Annotated in this window: 14 protein-coding genes; 5 read left to right on the forward strand and 9 right to left on the reverse strand. The window is 70.4% G+C overall.

Annotation, left to right across the window (positions count from 1 at the left end; all coding sequences use genetic code 11):
* Positions 1-28 precede the first annotated feature (28 nt).
* Genes ACK8OR_RS16395 through ACK8OR_RS16425 form a run of 7 tightly spaced genes read right to left on the reverse strand, consistent with a single transcriptional unit; the run spans position 29 to position 6,652 of the window.
* Positions 29-1,966 (reverse strand): acetyl/propionyl/methylcrotonyl-CoA carboxylase subunit alpha, encoded by a 1,938-nt coding sequence (locus ACK8OR_RS16395; protein ID WP_410190458.1) that lies wholly within the window; start codon positions 1,964-1,966, stop codon positions 29-31.
* The gene (locus tag ACK8OR_RS16400; RefSeq protein WP_410190459.1) at positions 1,948-2,589 is read right to left on the reverse strand and encodes a hypothetical protein; all 642 of its coding nucleotides are present in this window, start codon (positions 2,587-2,589) and stop codon (positions 1,948-1,950) included. The genes ACK8OR_RS16395 and ACK8OR_RS16400 overlap by 19 nt, the downstream gene beginning before the upstream one ends.
* Positions 2,586-3,008 carry an ASCH domain-containing protein gene (locus ACK8OR_RS16405; RefSeq protein ID WP_410190460.1) on the reverse strand — a complete coding sequence of 141 codons (423 nt, stop codon included), beginning with the start codon at positions 3,006-3,008 and terminating at the stop codon, positions 2,586-2,588. The genes ACK8OR_RS16400 and ACK8OR_RS16405 overlap by 4 nt, the downstream gene beginning before the upstream one ends.
* A gap of 19 nt (positions 3,009-3,027) precedes the next feature.
* Positions 3,028-3,354, reverse strand: coding sequence for a hypothetical protein (locus tag ACK8OR_RS16410; protein ID WP_410190461.1), 327 nt, complete (start codon positions 3,352-3,354; stop codon positions 3,028-3,030).
* A 51-nt stretch (positions 3,355-3,405) separates the two neighbouring features.
* Positions 3,406-5,004: a carboxyl transferase domain-containing protein gene (locus ACK8OR_RS16415; protein ID WP_410190462.1), complete on the reverse strand. Its 1,599-nt coding sequence runs from the start codon at positions 5,002-5,004 to the stop codon at positions 3,406-3,408.
* Positions 5,001-5,492: a lysozyme inhibitor LprI family protein gene (locus ACK8OR_RS16420; RefSeq protein WP_410190463.1), complete on the reverse strand. Its 492-nt coding sequence runs from the start codon at positions 5,490-5,492 to the stop codon at positions 5,001-5,003. Before ACK8OR_RS16420 ends, ACK8OR_RS16415 begins: the two co-directional genes overlap by 4 nt.
* Positions 5,489-6,652 (reverse strand): isovaleryl-CoA dehydrogenase, encoded by a 1,164-nt coding sequence (locus ACK8OR_RS16425; protein WP_410190464.1) that lies wholly within the window; start codon positions 6,650-6,652, stop codon positions 5,489-5,491. The genes ACK8OR_RS16420 and ACK8OR_RS16425 overlap by 4 nt, the downstream gene beginning before the upstream one ends.
* Before the next feature lie 142 nt (positions 6,653-6,794).
* On the opposite strand from ACK8OR_RS16425, the gene ACK8OR_RS16430 reads away from it, so the two are divergent.
* Positions 6,795-7,319, forward strand: coding sequence for a hypothetical protein (locus ACK8OR_RS16430; protein ID WP_410190465.1), 525 nt, complete (start codon positions 6,795-6,797; stop codon positions 7,317-7,319).
* Positions 7,320-7,340: 21 nt separating this feature from the next.
* Here the strand turns inward: ACK8OR_RS16430 and ACK8OR_RS16435 are convergent, their stop codons facing one another.
* Positions 7,341-8,516 (reverse strand): DegT/DnrJ/EryC1/StrS family aminotransferase, encoded by a 1,176-nt coding sequence (locus ACK8OR_RS16435; protein WP_410190466.1) that lies wholly within the window; start codon positions 8,514-8,516, stop codon positions 7,341-7,343.
* Positions 8,517-8,605: 89 nt separating this feature from the next.
* On the opposite strand from ACK8OR_RS16435, the gene ACK8OR_RS16440 reads away from it, so the two are divergent.
* On the forward strand, positions 8,606-9,871 hold the full coding sequence (locus tag ACK8OR_RS16440; protein WP_410190467.1) for an MmgE/PrpD family protein: 1,266 nt from the start codon (positions 8,606-8,608) through the stop codon (positions 9,869-9,871).
* On the opposite strand, the gene ACK8OR_RS16445 is transcribed toward ACK8OR_RS16440, so the two are convergent.
* Positions 9,868-10,539 (reverse strand): HAD-IA family hydrolase, encoded by a 672-nt coding sequence (locus ACK8OR_RS16445; protein ID WP_410190468.1) that lies wholly within the window; start codon positions 10,537-10,539, stop codon positions 9,868-9,870. The genes ACK8OR_RS16440 and ACK8OR_RS16445 overlap by 4 nt on opposite strands.
* Before the next feature lie 84 nt (positions 10,540-10,623).
* On the opposite strand from ACK8OR_RS16445, the gene glmU reads away from it, so the two are divergent.
* Genes glmU through ACK8OR_RS16460 form a run of 3 tightly spaced genes read left to right on the forward strand, consistent with a single transcriptional unit; the run spans position 10,624 to position 14,416 of the window.
* Positions 10,624-11,967: a bifunctional UDP-N-acetylglucosamine diphosphorylase/glucosamine-1-phosphate N-acetyltransferase GlmU gene (gene glmU / locus ACK8OR_RS16450; protein WP_410190469.1), complete on the forward strand. Its 1,344-nt coding sequence runs from the start codon at positions 10,624-10,626 to the stop codon at positions 11,965-11,967.
* Positions 11,967-13,772, forward strand: coding sequence for a glutamine--fructose-6-phosphate transaminase (isomerizing) (glmS, locus tag ACK8OR_RS16455; protein ID WP_410190470.1), 1,806 nt, complete (start codon positions 11,967-11,969; stop codon positions 13,770-13,772). The genes glmU and glmS overlap by 1 nt, the downstream gene beginning before the upstream one ends.
* On the forward strand, positions 13,769-14,416 hold the full coding sequence (locus ACK8OR_RS16460; RefSeq protein ID WP_410190471.1) for a DNA alkylation repair protein: 648 nt from the start codon (positions 13,769-13,771) through the stop codon (positions 14,414-14,416). Before glmS ends, ACK8OR_RS16460 begins: the two co-directional genes overlap by 4 nt.
* Positions 14,417-14,444: the final 28 nt, after the last annotated feature.

A 14,444-nucleotide genomic window follows, 5' to 3' on the forward strand; every position in this document is an offset into this window, starting at 1 on the left:
GGCGCCCGCCGCGGACGAGACGGCGACGTCATGCCTTGTCCTCCATCCGCACGAGGGCCGCCCCCGCCTCGACCTGGTCGCCCGCCTTGGCCAACACCTCGGCCACGGTACCGTCATGCGGGGCGGTCAGCGTATGCTCCATCTTCATCGCTTCGAGGACGGCCAGCCGCGCGCCCGCCGCGACCTCGGCCCCGGCCTCGACGAAGACCGCCTTCACCAACCCGGGCATCGGCGCCTCGACCACGCCCGACGCGGCCCCGGCGGCGGCGGCCACGTCCAGCGGATCGGTCACGTCGAAGGGATAGGCGTTGCCCCAGAAGATCGTCAGTCGGCCCGGATCACGGTGCCATGCGGCCCCGACGGCCCGCCCGTCCACCACCCAGCCTGTGGGCGCGCGCACCACCTCGACCGGACCGTCGCCCAGATCGACCGCGTAGGTGCCCGCGCCATGGGCTGTGACCACGGCGTCGATCGCCTCGCCACGGTGATCCATCGCGACCGTCCAGCGCAGCGGCTCCCAAAGGTGGAATCCGTCATGGGCGGGCGGCTCGTCCAGTCCCAAGGCGAGCACCGCGGCCAGCGCCCGTGTCCTGGTGCAGGCAACGGGGTTGGCGGCCAGCGTCTCGACCTCGCGGTCGATCAGGCCTGTGTCGACCTCGCCGCGGCCGAACCCCTCGTGCCGCGCGAGCTTTCGGAGGAAAGCGAGGTTCGTGACGGTTCCGGCGACCTGCGTCCCGGCCAGCGCCCGCTCCAGCGCACCCAATGCCGTCGCCCGCGTCGGTCCGTGTGTTACCAGTTTGGCAATCATCGGGTCGTACCACGGGCTGATGACATCGCCCGCCCGGACCCCAGTCTCGGCGCGCGCGCCCTCCGGAAACGACAGATGCGTCAGCCGTCCGGTCTGGGGCAGGAAGCCGCCCGCCGCGTCCTCGGCATAGAGCCGGGCCTCGAAGGCGTGGCCGTCGATCGACAGCTCGTCCTGCCGCTTGGGCAGTCCCTCGCCGCTGGCCACGCGCAACTGCCATTCCACGAGATCGACGCCGGTGATCGCTTCGGTCACCGGGTGCTCGACCTGCAGGCGCGTGTTCATCTCCATGAAATAGAACCGGTCCGCCCGGAGGCCGTCGGTCGCGTCGACGATGAACTCGACCGTGCCCGCGCCGGCATAGCCGATCGCCTCGGCGGCGCGGACGCCGGCCTCGCCCATCGCGTTCCGCATCTCGGGCGTCATGCCGGGCGCGGGCGCCTCCTCGATGACCTTCTGGTGCCGCCGCTGCAGCGAGCAGTCCCGCTCGAAGAGGTGGACCGCGTTCGTGCCGTCGCCGAAGACCTGCACCTCGATATGGCGGGGTGTGGCGACCCATTTCTCGATCAGCACATGGTCGTTGCCGAAGGCCTTCCGCGCCTCCGAGGCCGCCGCGTCCAGCGCGTCCGCGAAGCCCTCGGGCGCCTCGACCTTGCGCATCCCCTTGCCGCCGCCGCCGGCGACCGCCTTGATGAGCACGGGGTAGCCGATGGCCTCTGCCTCGCGCGCCAGCGCGTCCGGATCCTGCTCTTCGCCGCGGTAGCCCGGCACGACGGGCACGCCCGCCTCTTCCATCAGCGCCTTGGCCGCGTCCTTGAGACCCATGGCCCGGATCGCCTTGGCCGAAGGCCCGATGAAGACGAGCCCCGCGGCCTCGACCGAGTCCACGAAGTCGGGGTTCTCGGACAGGAAGCCGTAACCGGGATGGATCGCCGCGGCCCCTGTCGCGCGTGCAGCCTCGATGATCGCATCGCCGCGCAGGTAGCTGTCGGCCGGGGCCGCGCCGCCGAGCGAGACCGCCTCGTCGGCCATCTCGACATGGCGCGCCTGCGCGTCGATATCGGAATGGACGGCGACGGTGCGCACCCCGAGCCTGCGGCAGGTGTCGATCACGCGACAGGCGATCTCGCCCCGGTTGGCGATCAGGATCTTGCGGAACATGGGGTCTCCTTCACGTCGCGCACGGCTTGCGGCAGTGGCCAGGCGTCGTCGTCGCCCTCGCCTCCGGACAGCTCCGGGTGGATCTTGAGGTCGAGCCGGTCGAGCGCGCGATCGGTCGCCGCCATCACGCGCTCGATTTCGGCCTCGAGCCGGGCCGGATCGTGCGGACCGGGCGCAGGACGGTCGCGCCCCAGCACCAACGCCGCCACACCGAGCAGCGCGGAGGTCGCGAGGCCCGCGGGCGTGGCCCGCATCGCCAGAAGCGTGCCCTGCGCGGCAAGCGTCAGCACGAGCCCCATGCCCGTCCGCGCCTCGGTCTCGGCCTCACGCGTGCCGTCGTTGAGCTGGGCGCGCGCGGCATCGATCTCGGCGGTGACGATCCGGCGGAGCGTCTGACGCAGGCCCGTCCTGTCGACGTCGTCGCGCCCCGACCAGACGAGGAGCGAGGGTTCGGCGGTGCGCGAGGCTTCCACGAAGGTCGCGAAGTCGAAGATGGTCTCGTAGAAATCGGGTCGGCCGTCGCGATGGATTAGCCAGACCTGCACGGCCGGGCCGCGCTGTTGGCGGACGCGCGGCACGCTGGTCGCCTCGGCAGGCGGGCCCCAGGGGGATTGAGCGCTCATGCGTAATCCTCGACGACCCGGAAGGTCTCGACCATCAGCGCAAGGTCCTCGGACCAGCCGCCCGTCCGCTCGAAATAGGCGCGGTAGCCGTCGCGCCAATGCGCAAGGTCGCGGAACTCGCCCTGCGCGGCGACGCGGTCCTCGGTCATCTCGTCGAAGCGCATCCGGTCGACGGCGACCGTCTCGACCATCATCGCCGGGCGGCCATCCCATTCGAGCGCGATGTCGCGGCGCCCGACCTCGGGGAGCGAATCGCCATCGGGGCCGTCATAGACGCGCATCGCCTCGACGGTGACGGTCTTGTCGCCCGACCGCACCAGCGCGAGGATCTCGGCCGAGAGCGCGGGGCCGTCGCCGAAGCGGAAGGTTTCGGCATCCGGATGCGCGTCGACCAGCGTCTGGAGATCGGGCCGGGTCACGGCGCGACCCCCCGCGGCATCAGCAGTCGGGCGGGGCGGCGACCGACTGGAAGGCATGACCGCCCTCGGTCCGGCGCGGCACGGGAGCCGACGCGCAGGTCTCCAGCTCGGCCTGCGCCAACTGCGCGCGCTTGAGGGCGCTGTAGGTCTCGAGCGTTTCGCGAAACTCCGCGAAGGCCGGGCCGATCTCGGCGCCCGCCCGGTCGCGCAACTCGCCCAGCGTGCCCGTCGCGGCCAGCACCGCATAAAGCGCGAGGAAGGGCAGCTTGCGCCGCAGCCGCCGCAGCAGATACCGGCCCAGACGGGTGCGCAGCGGGACACGGGGCGGATCGGCACAGGCGGTCATGCCCGATCGCTAGCGCCCCGGTCGGGCCGAAATATGGCACCGGCACCGCCATCACATGCGGAACACGCCGAACTGCGTGTCCTCGATGGGGGCATTGAGCGCTGCGCGCAGTGACAGGGCCAGAACCGCGCGCGACTTGCGCGGATCGACGATGCCGTCATCCCAGAGGCGCGCCGAGGCATAGAGCGGGTGCGACTGGCGGGCGAACATCTCCTCGGTGGGGCGCTTGAACGCGGCCTCCGCCTCGGCGGACCAGTCCTCGCCGGCCTTCTCCATCGCGGCACGCTTGACCGTCGCCAGCACGCCCGCCGCCTGCGCCCCGCCCATCACCGAGATGCGGCTGTTGGGCCAGGTCCAGAGAAAGCGCGGCTGGTAGGCGCGCCCCGCCATGCCGTAATTCCCGGCCCCGAAGCTGCCGCCGACCAGCATCGTGATCTTCGGCACGGAGGTCGAGGCCACCGCCGTGACCATCTTGGCGCCATGGCGCGCGATGCCCTCGTTCTCGTATTTCCGGCCGACCATGAAGCCGGTGATGTTCTGCAGGAAAACCAGCGGGATCTTCCGCTGCGAGCAGAGTTCGACGAAATGCGCGCCCTTCTGCGCGGCCTCGGAGAAGAGGACGCCATTGTTGGCGACGATCCCCACGGCCATGCCTTCGACATGGGCGAAGCCGGTCACCAGCGTCTCGCCGAAGCGCGCCTTGAACTCGTCGAAGCGCGAGCCGTCGACGAGGCGCATGATGACCTCGCGGATGTCGTAGGGCGTCGTCAGGCTGGCGGGGACGACGTCGAGCAGCTCGTCGGGGTCGTAGGCGGGCGCCTCAAAGCCCCCGATCTCCGTCGCAGCCCCGCCCCCGAGGCTTCGGACGGCATCCCGCGCGATGGCCAGCGCATGGGCGTCGTCCTCCGCCAGGTAGTCCGCCACGCCCGAAAGCCGTGTGTGCACATCGCCGCCGCCGAGATCCTCGGCGGTGACGACCTCGCCCGTGGCGGCCTTCACCAGCGGCGGCCCGGCGAGGAAGATCGTCCCCTGCTCGCGCACGATGATCGACACGTCGGACATGGCGGGCACGTAGGCGCCCCCCGCGGTGCACGACCCCATGACGACGGCGATCTGGGCAATGCCCTTCGCCGACATCCGCGCCTGGTTGTAGAAGATGCGCCCGAAATGGTCGCGGTCGGGGAAGACCTCGTCCTGGTTGGGCAGGTTCGCCCCGCCGCTGTCGACAAGATAGATGCAGGGCAGGCGGTTCTCCTCGGCAATCTCTTGGGCGCGCAGGTGCTTCTTCACGGTGACGGGGTAGTAGGTTCCGCCCTTCACGGTCGCGTCGTTGCAGACGACCATGACCTGCCGTCCGTGTACGAGGCCGATCCCCGCGATGGCCCCGCCGCCGGGTGCCGCGCCGTCATACATGTCGTGCCCGGCGAAGGTGCCGACTTCGAGGAAGGGCGAGCCGGGGTCGAGGAGATTGGCCACACGGTCGCGGGGCAGCATCTTGCCGCGGGACAGGTGACGCGCGCGGGATTTTTCGCCCCCGCCGGCCTGCGCCCACTCGGCGGCGGCGCGCACCTCGTCCAGCGCGTCGAGATGGGCGGCGCGGTTCGCCTTGGCGACGTCCGAGCCGGGTATGTGGGCGGATCGGAGTTTCATCGGCTGCGCTCCGCGAGACGGTCTTCGAGGTCCAGCGCCTGCCGCCCGGTCTGGAGCATCCAGCAGCCGTTCGACGCCGGTCCCGCGCCTGTTCCGCCGCCCCACAGCGACGCTTCGTAGGCGCAGCCGGCGTCGCGGAAGGACATCCAGGCCCGCTGCATCTCGCGCAGGGCCTCGGCCTGCGACGGCGCGGCGCTCCCGAGATCGCGCATCTCGGCATCGACGGCACGCGCATCCGCGCGTAGCGCGCCATAGGCCGCGTTCAGACGGTCGTCCCAGTATTCCGCCTCCGCCCAGAGACAGCCGCCCGTCCCCACCGTCGAGCTGCCGCCCGGGGTCTCGGTCATGCACAGGTTGGCCGATACGCCGATGCAGGCGGGACCGGCGCCTGCGGCCAGGCAGGCCTCGGTCGCCGCGGGCGAGAAGCTCAGATCCTGCGCCGCGGCGGGGGCGGCAAGAAGGACGACGAGACCGACCGCGCGGATCACGCCATCGCTCCCATCATCTCGCGGCCGACCAGCATCCGGCGAATCTCGGACGTGCCCGCGCCGATCTCCATCAGCTTGGCGTCGCGGAAGATGCGGCTGACGGGCGTGTCGTTCATGAAGCCCGCCCCGCCCATGGCCTGCACGGCCTGGTGCGCCTGCACCATCGCCTGTTCGGAAGCATAGAGACAGCAGGCGGCGGCGTCCTGGCGCGTCACGCGACCCGCGTCGCAGGCCTTCGCAGCCTCGTATACATAGGCGCGGGCCGAGTTCATCGCGGTGTACATGTCGGCGATCTTGCCCTGCATGAGCTGGAACGACCCGATGGGCTTTCCGAACTGCTTGCGCTCGGCCAGGTAGGGCATCACCTCGTCGAGGCAGGCGGCCATGATGCCCGTCCCGATCCCGGCCAACACGACGCGTTCGTAGTCGAGCCCGGACATGAGGACCTGCACGCCGCGCCCCTCCTCTCCCAGCACGTTCTCGAACGGGACCTCAACATCCTCAAAGATCAGCTCGGCGGTGTTCGAGCCGCGCATCCCGAGCTTGTCGAAATGGGGGCTGGTGGAGAACCCCGTCATGGACTTCTCGATCAGGAAGGCGGTGATCCCCTTCGAGCCGGCATCCGGGTCTGTCTTGGCATAGACCACCAGCGTCGAGGCGTCGGGCCCGTTGGTGATCCAGTATTTGGTGCCATTCAACACGTAACGATCGTTCCGCTTCTCGGCCCGCAGCTTCATGGACACGACGTCCGAGCCGCTGCCGGCCTCGGACATGGCCAGCGCGCCGACATGTTCGCCCGAGATCAGGCCGGGCAGGTACTGCGCCTTCTGCTCCGTCGAGCCATTCAGGGCGATCTGGTTGACGCAAAGGTTCGAATGCGCGCCATAGGACAGGGACACCGAAGCCGAGGCGCGCGCGATTTCCTCGACGGCGATCACATGCGCAAGATAGCCCATGCCCGCGCCGCCATCTTCCTCGGGGACGGTGATCCCCAAGAGGCCCAGCTCGCCCATCTCGGTCCAGAGGTCGGAGGGGAATTCGTTCGACGCGTCGATCCCGGCGGCCAACGGCCGAACGCGGTCCTGCGCCCAGCGATGCACCATCTCGCGCAGGGCGTTCACGTCGTCGCCCAGGTCGAACTGCATTGTGGCGTTGAACATGGTGCCCTCCCGCGGAATTGAACGCTCGTTCAGTTCATAGCGCCTCGTCCGCGCCGCGTCCATGGGTCGGGAATACCATGCTTGACCGAGGCCGCGTCAGGCTTGCACCCTTGCACCTGTTCCAGTCACGAGGATTTGCAACATGCCGCGCTATTGGGTCGCCTTCTATCGGGGTCGTGGAACGCTCGCCGACAAGATCGTGCGCGCGGCGACCCGGTCGCCGTTTTCGCATTGCGAGATGATCCGGCAGGAAACACGCCCCGCACGGGGCGACACCGTCACCTGTCTCAGCGCCTCGGCCCGGGACGGGGGCGTGCGCCTCAAGGAGATCACGCTGGAAGACGGCAAGTGGGACATCTATGCCGTCCCATGGGCCCGGCCCGACGCCTGGGACCGCGCCCTCGCCGAAGAGGGCCGTCCCTACGAGCTCTGGTCGATGGTGCTGAGCCAGCTCTTCAACTTCCGGCGGAACTCGCGGGACCGGTGGTATTGCTCGGAGCTGATCGCCTACGCGCTTGGCCTCTCGATGCCCCATGCCAAATCGCCCGGCGACCTGATGCGCGCGATCCACGATCACGTCGTGACGTGGAACGCGGGCCAAGTGGTCGCCCGTCCGCCCCGACAGGGGATCATCGACGACGAGGACGAGATGGGCGCGATGGGCTGAAACCCGCGTGCAGGTCGGCTTTCACGCGAGGTGGCGCGCCGCCTCGTCGGCCACGATCCGGCCGATCCGCGCGCAGTCGTCCAGATCGAAGGTCAGCGGCACGCGCATGTCCAGAAGCCCCGCCAACGCGGCATCGGTGCGCGGCAACCGCTGCGGCGCGAGATAACCCCAATGCCGGTGGGCCGAGGTGAAGCCGACCGCCCGTTCGGCCCCGAACCACTTCCATTCGACCCCCCGCGCCGCGCATCCGGCGACGAAGGACGGCACACGGGCGGGGTCGCTCGCGATCGTCTGGATCGACGAGCCCACATAGGCCTCGGCCTGCGGGCGTGCGATGACCGCAAGGCCGGGAGCCGCGCGGAACCCGTCCTCGAGGACGCGGTAGCGCGCGTTCCAGCGCTCCACCTGACGGGGCAGGTCGGCGATCTGGGGCCGCAGGATCGCGGCCCGCAACTCGTCCATCCGGCCCGAGACGTTCGGCACGGTCCCGGCGTGGCGCGCGAAGACCTCGGCGTCGGGGGCGGTGCCGTTGCGGTCGTAGAGCATGTAGCTGCCCGAGAGCAGGATCATCCGCGCCGCGAGATCCGCGTCGTCGGTGACGATCAGCCCGCCCTCGCCCGAATTGACATGCTTGTAGGTCTGGCAGGAATAGCATCCCACCGCCCCCCACCGGCCCGACGGCACCCCGTTCCAGGCCGCGCCCATGGTGTGTGCGCAATCTTCGACCACCGCGACCCCTGCGGCGTCGCAAATCGCCATCAGCGCCTCCATGTCGACGATGTGGCCGCGCATATGGCTCAGCATGAGGACGCGCGCACGCGACGCGGCGATGCGCTCCGCGAGGTCGTCGAGGTCGAGGACGAGGTTCTCGGTCGTCTCGACCAGCACCGGCTCCGCACCGACGGCAGCGATGGCACCGGGCACGGGGGCCAGCGTGAAGGCGTTGGTCAGCACCGGGTCGCCCGGCGCCGCACCCAGCGCCCGGAGCGCGCAGCCCATGGCGTAGCCGCCCGATGCGACCGCGATACAATGAGCCGCGCCGGTCTGGGCGGCGAACTCGGCCTCGAGCGCGGCGACCTGCGAGGGCTCGGCCCCGTAGCGATGCAGCACACCCGAGCGCATCACGTCGACGGCGGCGGCGATCCCCGCCTCGGGGATCGGCTCCTGCCGGGTGAATGATTTGTCGAACCGTTCCATGCGCGCGCCAGCCTTGGTGACGCGCGGGGCGCGCGTCAATGTCGCGATCGGGCCAGACGGCGCTGTCGGATAAGGCCAGAGAGGGATCGATGGACGCGATCGACTTCCTGACGGATCGGACGGTGCTGCCCGCGGCGGTGACGGCGCAGGCACGGCGCTGCCTTCTCGACCTCGCGGGCGTCGGCTGGGGCGGGTCGATCCTGCCGCTCGCGCGGATCGTGGCCGACCACGCGGCCGAGGACCTGCCGGGCCCGGTCCCGCTGGCCTTCGACGCGCGGACCGCGGCGCCGATGGGGGTGGCGCTGGCGGCGGGCATGACGATCGACGCGCTGGACGGCCATGACGGGGCGAACGCGACCAAGGGTCATGCCGGTTGCGGCCTGATCGCGGGCCTGCTGGCGGTGGTGCCGGACGCGATGCCGGGGGCGGCGGTGTTGGACCTCTTGGCGCGCGGCTACGAGGTGGCGCATCGCGCGGGCGTCACGCAGCACGCGACGTCGCCCGACTATCACACCTCCGGCGCCTGGGTGGCGGTGGCGGTCGCGGGGTTGGCGGCACGGATCGCGGGGCTGGACGCCGGGGCGATGCGCGAGGCGATGGGCATCGCCGAGTACCACGGCCCGCGCAGCCAGATGATGCGCTGCATCGACGTTCCGACCATGGTCAAAGACGGCTCGGGCCAGGGCGCGATGGTGGGCGTGCAAGCCGCCGCATTGGCCGCGCGCGGCTTCACCGGCGCCCCGGCAAGGGTATGCGACGGCCCGGCCTGGGACGACCTCGGGACGCGCTGGATGATCCACGAGCAGTATTTCAAGGCCTACTCCGTCTGCCGCTGGGCGCAGGCGCCGGTCGAGGCGGCGCTGTCCCTCCGCACCGGGCTGGACGGCCCCATCGAGACCGTCACCATCGAGACGTTCCACGAGGCGATCCGGCTGGCGGTCACCCATCCGACCACGACCGAGGAGGCGCAGTATTCGACCGCCTTCCCCGTCGCGGTCGCGCTGGCGCGGGGCGGGATCGGGCCACGCGACGTCTCGGGCGACACGCTGACCGACCCCACTGTGCTAAAGGTCGCCAGCCGGGTGCGCTTCGTCGAGGACGCCGACGCCAACGCCGCCTTCCCCGCGACCCGGCTGGCGCGCGCCCGGATCGTCGCGGGCGGAGCGGAGCATGTCAGCGCGTGGCACCGGCCCCGCTGGGATGCCGACGCACCGCCCTCGGATGCCGAACTCGCCGCGAAGTTCGACGGGATGGTCGATGGCATCGTCGCGCCCGCACGCGCCAATCGGCTGAAGGAGATGCTCGCGGGCGACGACTGGACGATGGCCGATCTGCGCGCCGCGCTCCGGCCCTAGAGACCCACGAGGCGGAGCGCGTCCTCGAGCTGGCCGTAATCGTGGAGTAGCGCCTCGGGGGCGAGATCGGCGACGTCGTTCGACCCCGGCCCGAAGGTCACGAGGATACAGGGCACGCCCGCCGCCTTGGCGGTGTCACGGTCGGTCTGGGTGTCGCCGATCAGCACCGCGCGAGACGGCGTGCCGCCCACGGCCGCGACCGTTTCGGTCAGGTGGCGGGGATCAGGCTTGCGCACGGGCAGCGTGTCGGCCCCGAGCAACGCGTCGAAATGATGGCTCGCGTCCAGCGCGTCCATCAACTGCCGGGCAAGCCCTTCGGGCTTGTTGGTGCAGATCGCCACCGCGTCGCCCCCCTCGCGCAGCCGGGTCACCGCGTCCAGCGCGCCGGGATAGAACACCGTGTGCCGCGCGATGTCGCGCGCGTAGGCATCGAGAAGCGGCTGGAAGCCCGCATCGACCTCGCCCTCGTCGACGTCGCCCAGCCGCCCGAGCCCGAGGCGCAGCATCGCCCGCGCCCCGCGCAGCGCCGTCGCCCGGTCCTCGGGCGCGCCCGCATCCAGCCGCACGTCGCGGCCCAGATCGGCGAAGGCGACGTTCGCCGCGGCCAGCAGGTCGCCCGACGTGTCGCAGAGCGTCCCGTCCAGATCGAATATGACGGATCGTTTCATAATCGGGTGTCCTTTCGCCGACGCCTGACTTGCGACATGTGACCGCGCAGGTAGAACGGCAGCGCATCCAAGGGAAGGTTTCACATGTCCATCGCGTTGATCGTCCTCGCCGCCGGACAGGGCAGCCGGATGCAGTCGGACCGCCCGAAGGTGCTGCACGAGGTGGCGCACGCACCGCTTCTGGTACACGCAATGATGGCCGGCGCATCGCTCGATCCGGAGCGGACGGTGATCGTCGCAGGTCATGGCGGCGACGCCGTCGAGGCCGCCGCGACGGCCCATGATCCCGACGCCGTCGTGGTGCGGCAGACCGAGCAGCTCGGGACCGCCCATGCCGTGGCGCAGGCGCGGGCCGCGCTCGCGGGGTTCGAGGGTGATGCGATCGTTCTCTACGGCGACACGCCTTTCATCCGGCCCGAGACGCTGCAGGCGATGATCGGCGCGCGGCGCGACGGTGCGGGTGTCGTCGTGTTGGGTTTCGAGGCCGCGGAGCCCGGGCGCTATGGGCGGCTGGTGGCCGAAGGCGACCGGCTGGAACGGATCGTCGAGGCCAAGGACGCGACGTCAGAGGAACTGGCGATCACGCTGTGCAATTCCGGCGTCGTCTGCGCTGAGGCCTCGATCCTGTTCGACCTGATCGACCAAGTCGGCTCTGACAATGCGGCGGGGGAGTACTACCTCACCGATATCGTCGGCCTCGCGCGGGCGGCGCGGATGTCGGCCCGCGTGGTCACCTGCCCCGAAGCCGAGACCATGGGCGTCAACACCCGCATGGATCTCGCCGCCGCCGAGGCCGCCTTCCAGGCCCGCGCGCGCCTGGCCGCGATGGAGAACGGCGCGACCCTCACGGCACCCGAAACGGTTCAATTCGCCCATGACACCCATCTGGGCCGCGACGTGGTGATCGAGCCGCATGTCGTCTTCGGTCCCGGCGTCACGATCGAGAGCGATGCGACCATCCGCGCCTTTAGCCATCTGGAGGGGTGCCACGTCTCGGAGGGCTGTGTCGTCGGCCCCTATTCCCGTCTGCGGCCCGGCGCCGAGCTGGATCGCGGCGTCCGCATCGGCAACTTCGTCGAGGTGAAAGCGGCCACGGTTCACGAGGGCGCGAAGATCAACCACCTGAGCTATGTCGGCGACGCCGAGATCGGCGCGCGCGCCAATATCGGCGCGGGCACCATCACCTGCAATTACGACGGTGTCTTCAAGCACCGGACCGCGATCGGCGCCGACGCCTTCATCGGGTCGAACACGATGCTGGTGGCGCCGGTCACGGTCGGGGCCGAGGCGCTGACCGCCAGCGGCTCGGTCGTGACCGAGGACGTGCCCGACGGCGCTCTGGCGCTCGGGCGCGCCAAGCAGGTCAACAAGGCGGGGCTCGCCCGGCGGCTGATGGCCAAGCTGCGCGCCGCGAAGGAGGCTCGCTGATGTGCGGGATCATCGGGATACTCGGCGACCACCAGGCGGCGCCGATCATGGTCGACGCCCTGAAGCGGCTGGAATATCGCGGCTATGACAGCGCCGGGATCGCCACGGTCGAGGACGGCCGGCTGGACCGGAGGCGGGCCGTCGGCAAGCTCGTGAACCTCGCCGATCTTCTGGTGCACGAGCCGCTCGCCGGGCTGGCGGGCATCGGGCACACGCGCTGGGCGACCCATGGCGGCCCGAGCGTCGCCAACGCGCATCCGCATCGCGCCGGGCGCGTAGCGGTCGTCCATAACGGCATCATCGAGAATTTCCGCGAACTTCGGGACGAACTCGGCGGCGACTGGGAAAGCCAGACCGATACCGAGACTGTGGCACGGCTCTGCGAGCGGTACCTGGACGAGGGCATGCCGCATCGGGACGCCGCCTTCGCGACCATCGACCGGCTGGAGGGGGCCTATGCGCTCTGCTTTCTCTTCGACGGCGAGCCGGACCTGCTGATCTGCGCCCGTGCCGGATCGCCGCTCGCCATCGGGCATGGTGACGGCGAGATGTTCGTCGGCTCGGACGCCATCGCGCTGGGGCCGTTGACCGATCGGCTGACCTATCTCGAGGAGGGCGATCGCGCCGTCGTCACCCGTGCGGGCGTCGAGATCTGGGATATCCACGGCAATCGCTCCAACCGCGAGATCCGGCGCGTGCCGGTCGACCGCCAGCGGATCGAGAAGGCGGGCCACCGGCACTATATGGCCAAGGAAATCCACGAGCAGCCGCAGACGCTCAAGGACGTGCTTGACCTCTATCTCGACGGCGACCGGGTCGTGCCGCCCGACGGCTACGATTTCGCGGCGACTGACCGTATCCAGATGGTCGCCTGCGGCACGGCGAATATCGCCTGCTCGGTCGCGAAATACTGGTTCGAAGGGCTGGCCCGCCTCCCGGTCGAGGTCGATATCGCCTCGGAATACCGCTACCGCGAAGGCCCGATCGGCGCCGACACCACCGCGCTCTTCGTCAGCCAGTCGGGCGAGACGGCCGACACGCTGGCCGCGCTGCGCTATGCCACCCCGCGGGCACGCGCGATCCTTTCCGTGGTCAACGTCACAGAATCTTCGATCGCGCGGGAATCCTCGGTCGTCTTCCCGATCCGCGCGGGCGTCGAAGTGGGCGTTGCATCCACCAAGGCCTTTACCAACCAGCTGGCCGCGCTTTTGTGCCTCGCCATCCTCGCCGCCCGCCAGCGCGGCGAGATCGACGCCGCGCGCGAGGCCGAACTGGTTACCGGACTGCGGCGTCTGCCCGCGCTGGTCAGCCAGGCCCTCGCCATCGAAGCGCGCTGCGAGGCGCTGGCGGTCAAGTTGGCCGAGGCGACGGATATCCTGTTCCTCGGGCGCGGGCCGATGTTCCCGCTGGCCCATGAGGGCGCGCTGAAGCTCAAGGAGATCAGCTATATCCACGCCGAAGCCTATGCCTCGGGCGAGCTCAAGCACGGCCCCATCGCGCTGGTCGATCGGACATTGCCGGTGGTGGTCTTCGCGCCGATGGATCCGCTCTTCGACAAGACGGTCAGCAACATGCAGGAGGTGATGGCCCGCGAGGGGCAGGTCCTGCTGGTCAGCGACGCGGCCGGGCTGGAGGCGGCGTCCGACGGCGTCTGGGAAACCCTGATGCTGCCCGAGGTCGAGCCCGTCTTCGCGCCGATCCTCTACGCCGTTCCGGCGCAGCTTCTGGCCTATCACGTGGCCGTCGCGAAGGGCACGGATGTCGATCAGCCCCGCAACCTCGCCAAGTCCGTGACCGTGGAATGAGCGACGGTGCGATCAGCCTCGGGGATCGGAAGGATGCGATCCTGGCCGACCTGCGCGCGGCGGGTAACGCGACCCGCGCCGCGCGGGACCGGGCGGCCAACCGCACCGACCGCGAGACATTGGGCGTGACACCCGAGATGCTGAACGAGATGGCCAAGGCGCTGCGAGTGGAGCTGTCGGTGGATCACCGCGTCATCATCGCCGACGCCCTCTGGCGGGCCGACGTGTTCGACGCGCGGATGCTGGCCTGCAAGCTTCTGACGCAGGCGCGCATCCGTCCCGATGACGGCGTCTGGTCCCTTCTGGAGCGGTGGGTCCACCGGCTCGACTGCCGTGCGCTGGCGGATGCGGCGTCGGCGGCGATCTCCCGGCGGCTCGCGGCGCAGCCGGCGCGGCTCGACCTGCTCGACGACTGGGTGGCCGCTGCGAACCCTTGGACCCGTCGGACCGTCCTCACGGCGACGGCGCATCTGGCAAAGGCGAACCACCCGTCCGAGGCCGAGCGCGCCGCGCGCGAGCGGGTGCTGGGATGGGCCGCAGCGCTCCGCACCGACACCCGGCCGGTCATCGCGCAGGCGGTCGAATCCTGGATGCGCGATCTGGCCCGCCGCGACCCCGACCGCGTCGCCGCCTTCCGGGGCTGACGCCCGCAGCCTTGCCCCCGCGCGGCGG

Source organism: Jannaschia halovivens (assembly GCF_046452375.1).
Taxonomy (GTDB): Bacteria; Pseudomonadota; Alphaproteobacteria; order Rhodobacterales; family Rhodobacteraceae; genus Jannaschia; species Jannaschia halovivens.

What these genes read in the sequence shown, in the direction of transcription:
- ACK8OR_RS16425 (WP_410190464.1), bottom strand. Translation starts at nt 6,652, where the DNA reads ATGTTCAACGCCACAATGCAGTTCGACCTGGGCGACGACGTGAACGCC.
- glmS (WP_410190470.1), top strand. Translation starts at nt 11,967, where the DNA reads ATGTGCGGGATCATCGGGATACTCGGCGACCACCAGGCGGCGCCGATC.
- ACK8OR_RS16400 (WP_410190459.1), bottom strand. Translation starts at nt 2,589, where the DNA reads ATGAGCGCTCAATCCCCCTGGGGCCCGCCTGCCGAGGCGACCAGCGTG.
- ACK8OR_RS16440 (WP_410190467.1), top strand. Translation starts at nt 8,606, where the DNA reads ATGGACGCGATCGACTTCCTGACGGATCGGACGGTGCTGCCCGCGGCG.
- ACK8OR_RS16445 (WP_410190468.1), bottom strand. Translation starts at nt 10,539, where the DNA reads ATGAAACGATCCGTCATATTCGATCTGGACGGGACGCTCTGCGACACG.
- ACK8OR_RS16410 (WP_410190461.1), bottom strand. Translation starts at nt 3,354, where the DNA reads ATGACCGCCTGTGCCGATCCGCCCCGTGTCCCGCTGCGCACCCGTCTG.
- glmU (WP_410190469.1), top strand. Translation starts at nt 10,624, where the DNA reads ATGTCCATCGCGTTGATCGTCCTCGCCGCCGGACAGGGCAGCCGGATG.
- ACK8OR_RS16460 (WP_410190471.1), top strand. Translation starts at nt 13,769, where the DNA reads ATGAGCGACGGTGCGATCAGCCTCGGGGATCGGAAGGATGCGATCCTG.
- ACK8OR_RS16435 (WP_410190466.1), bottom strand. Translation starts at nt 8,516, where the DNA reads ATGGAACGGTTCGACAAATCATTCACCCGGCAGGAGCCGATCCCCGAG.
- ACK8OR_RS16430 (WP_410190465.1), top strand. Translation starts at nt 6,795, where the DNA reads ATGCCGCGCTATTGGGTCGCCTTCTATCGGGGTCGTGGAACGCTCGCC.
- ACK8OR_RS16415 (WP_410190462.1), bottom strand. Translation starts at nt 5,004, where the DNA reads ATGAAACTCCGATCCGCCCACATACCCGGCTCGGACGTCGCCAAGGCG.
- ACK8OR_RS16395 (WP_410190458.1), bottom strand. Translation starts at nt 1,966, where the DNA reads ATGTTCCGCAAGATCCTGATCGCCAACCGGGGCGAGATCGCCTGTCGC.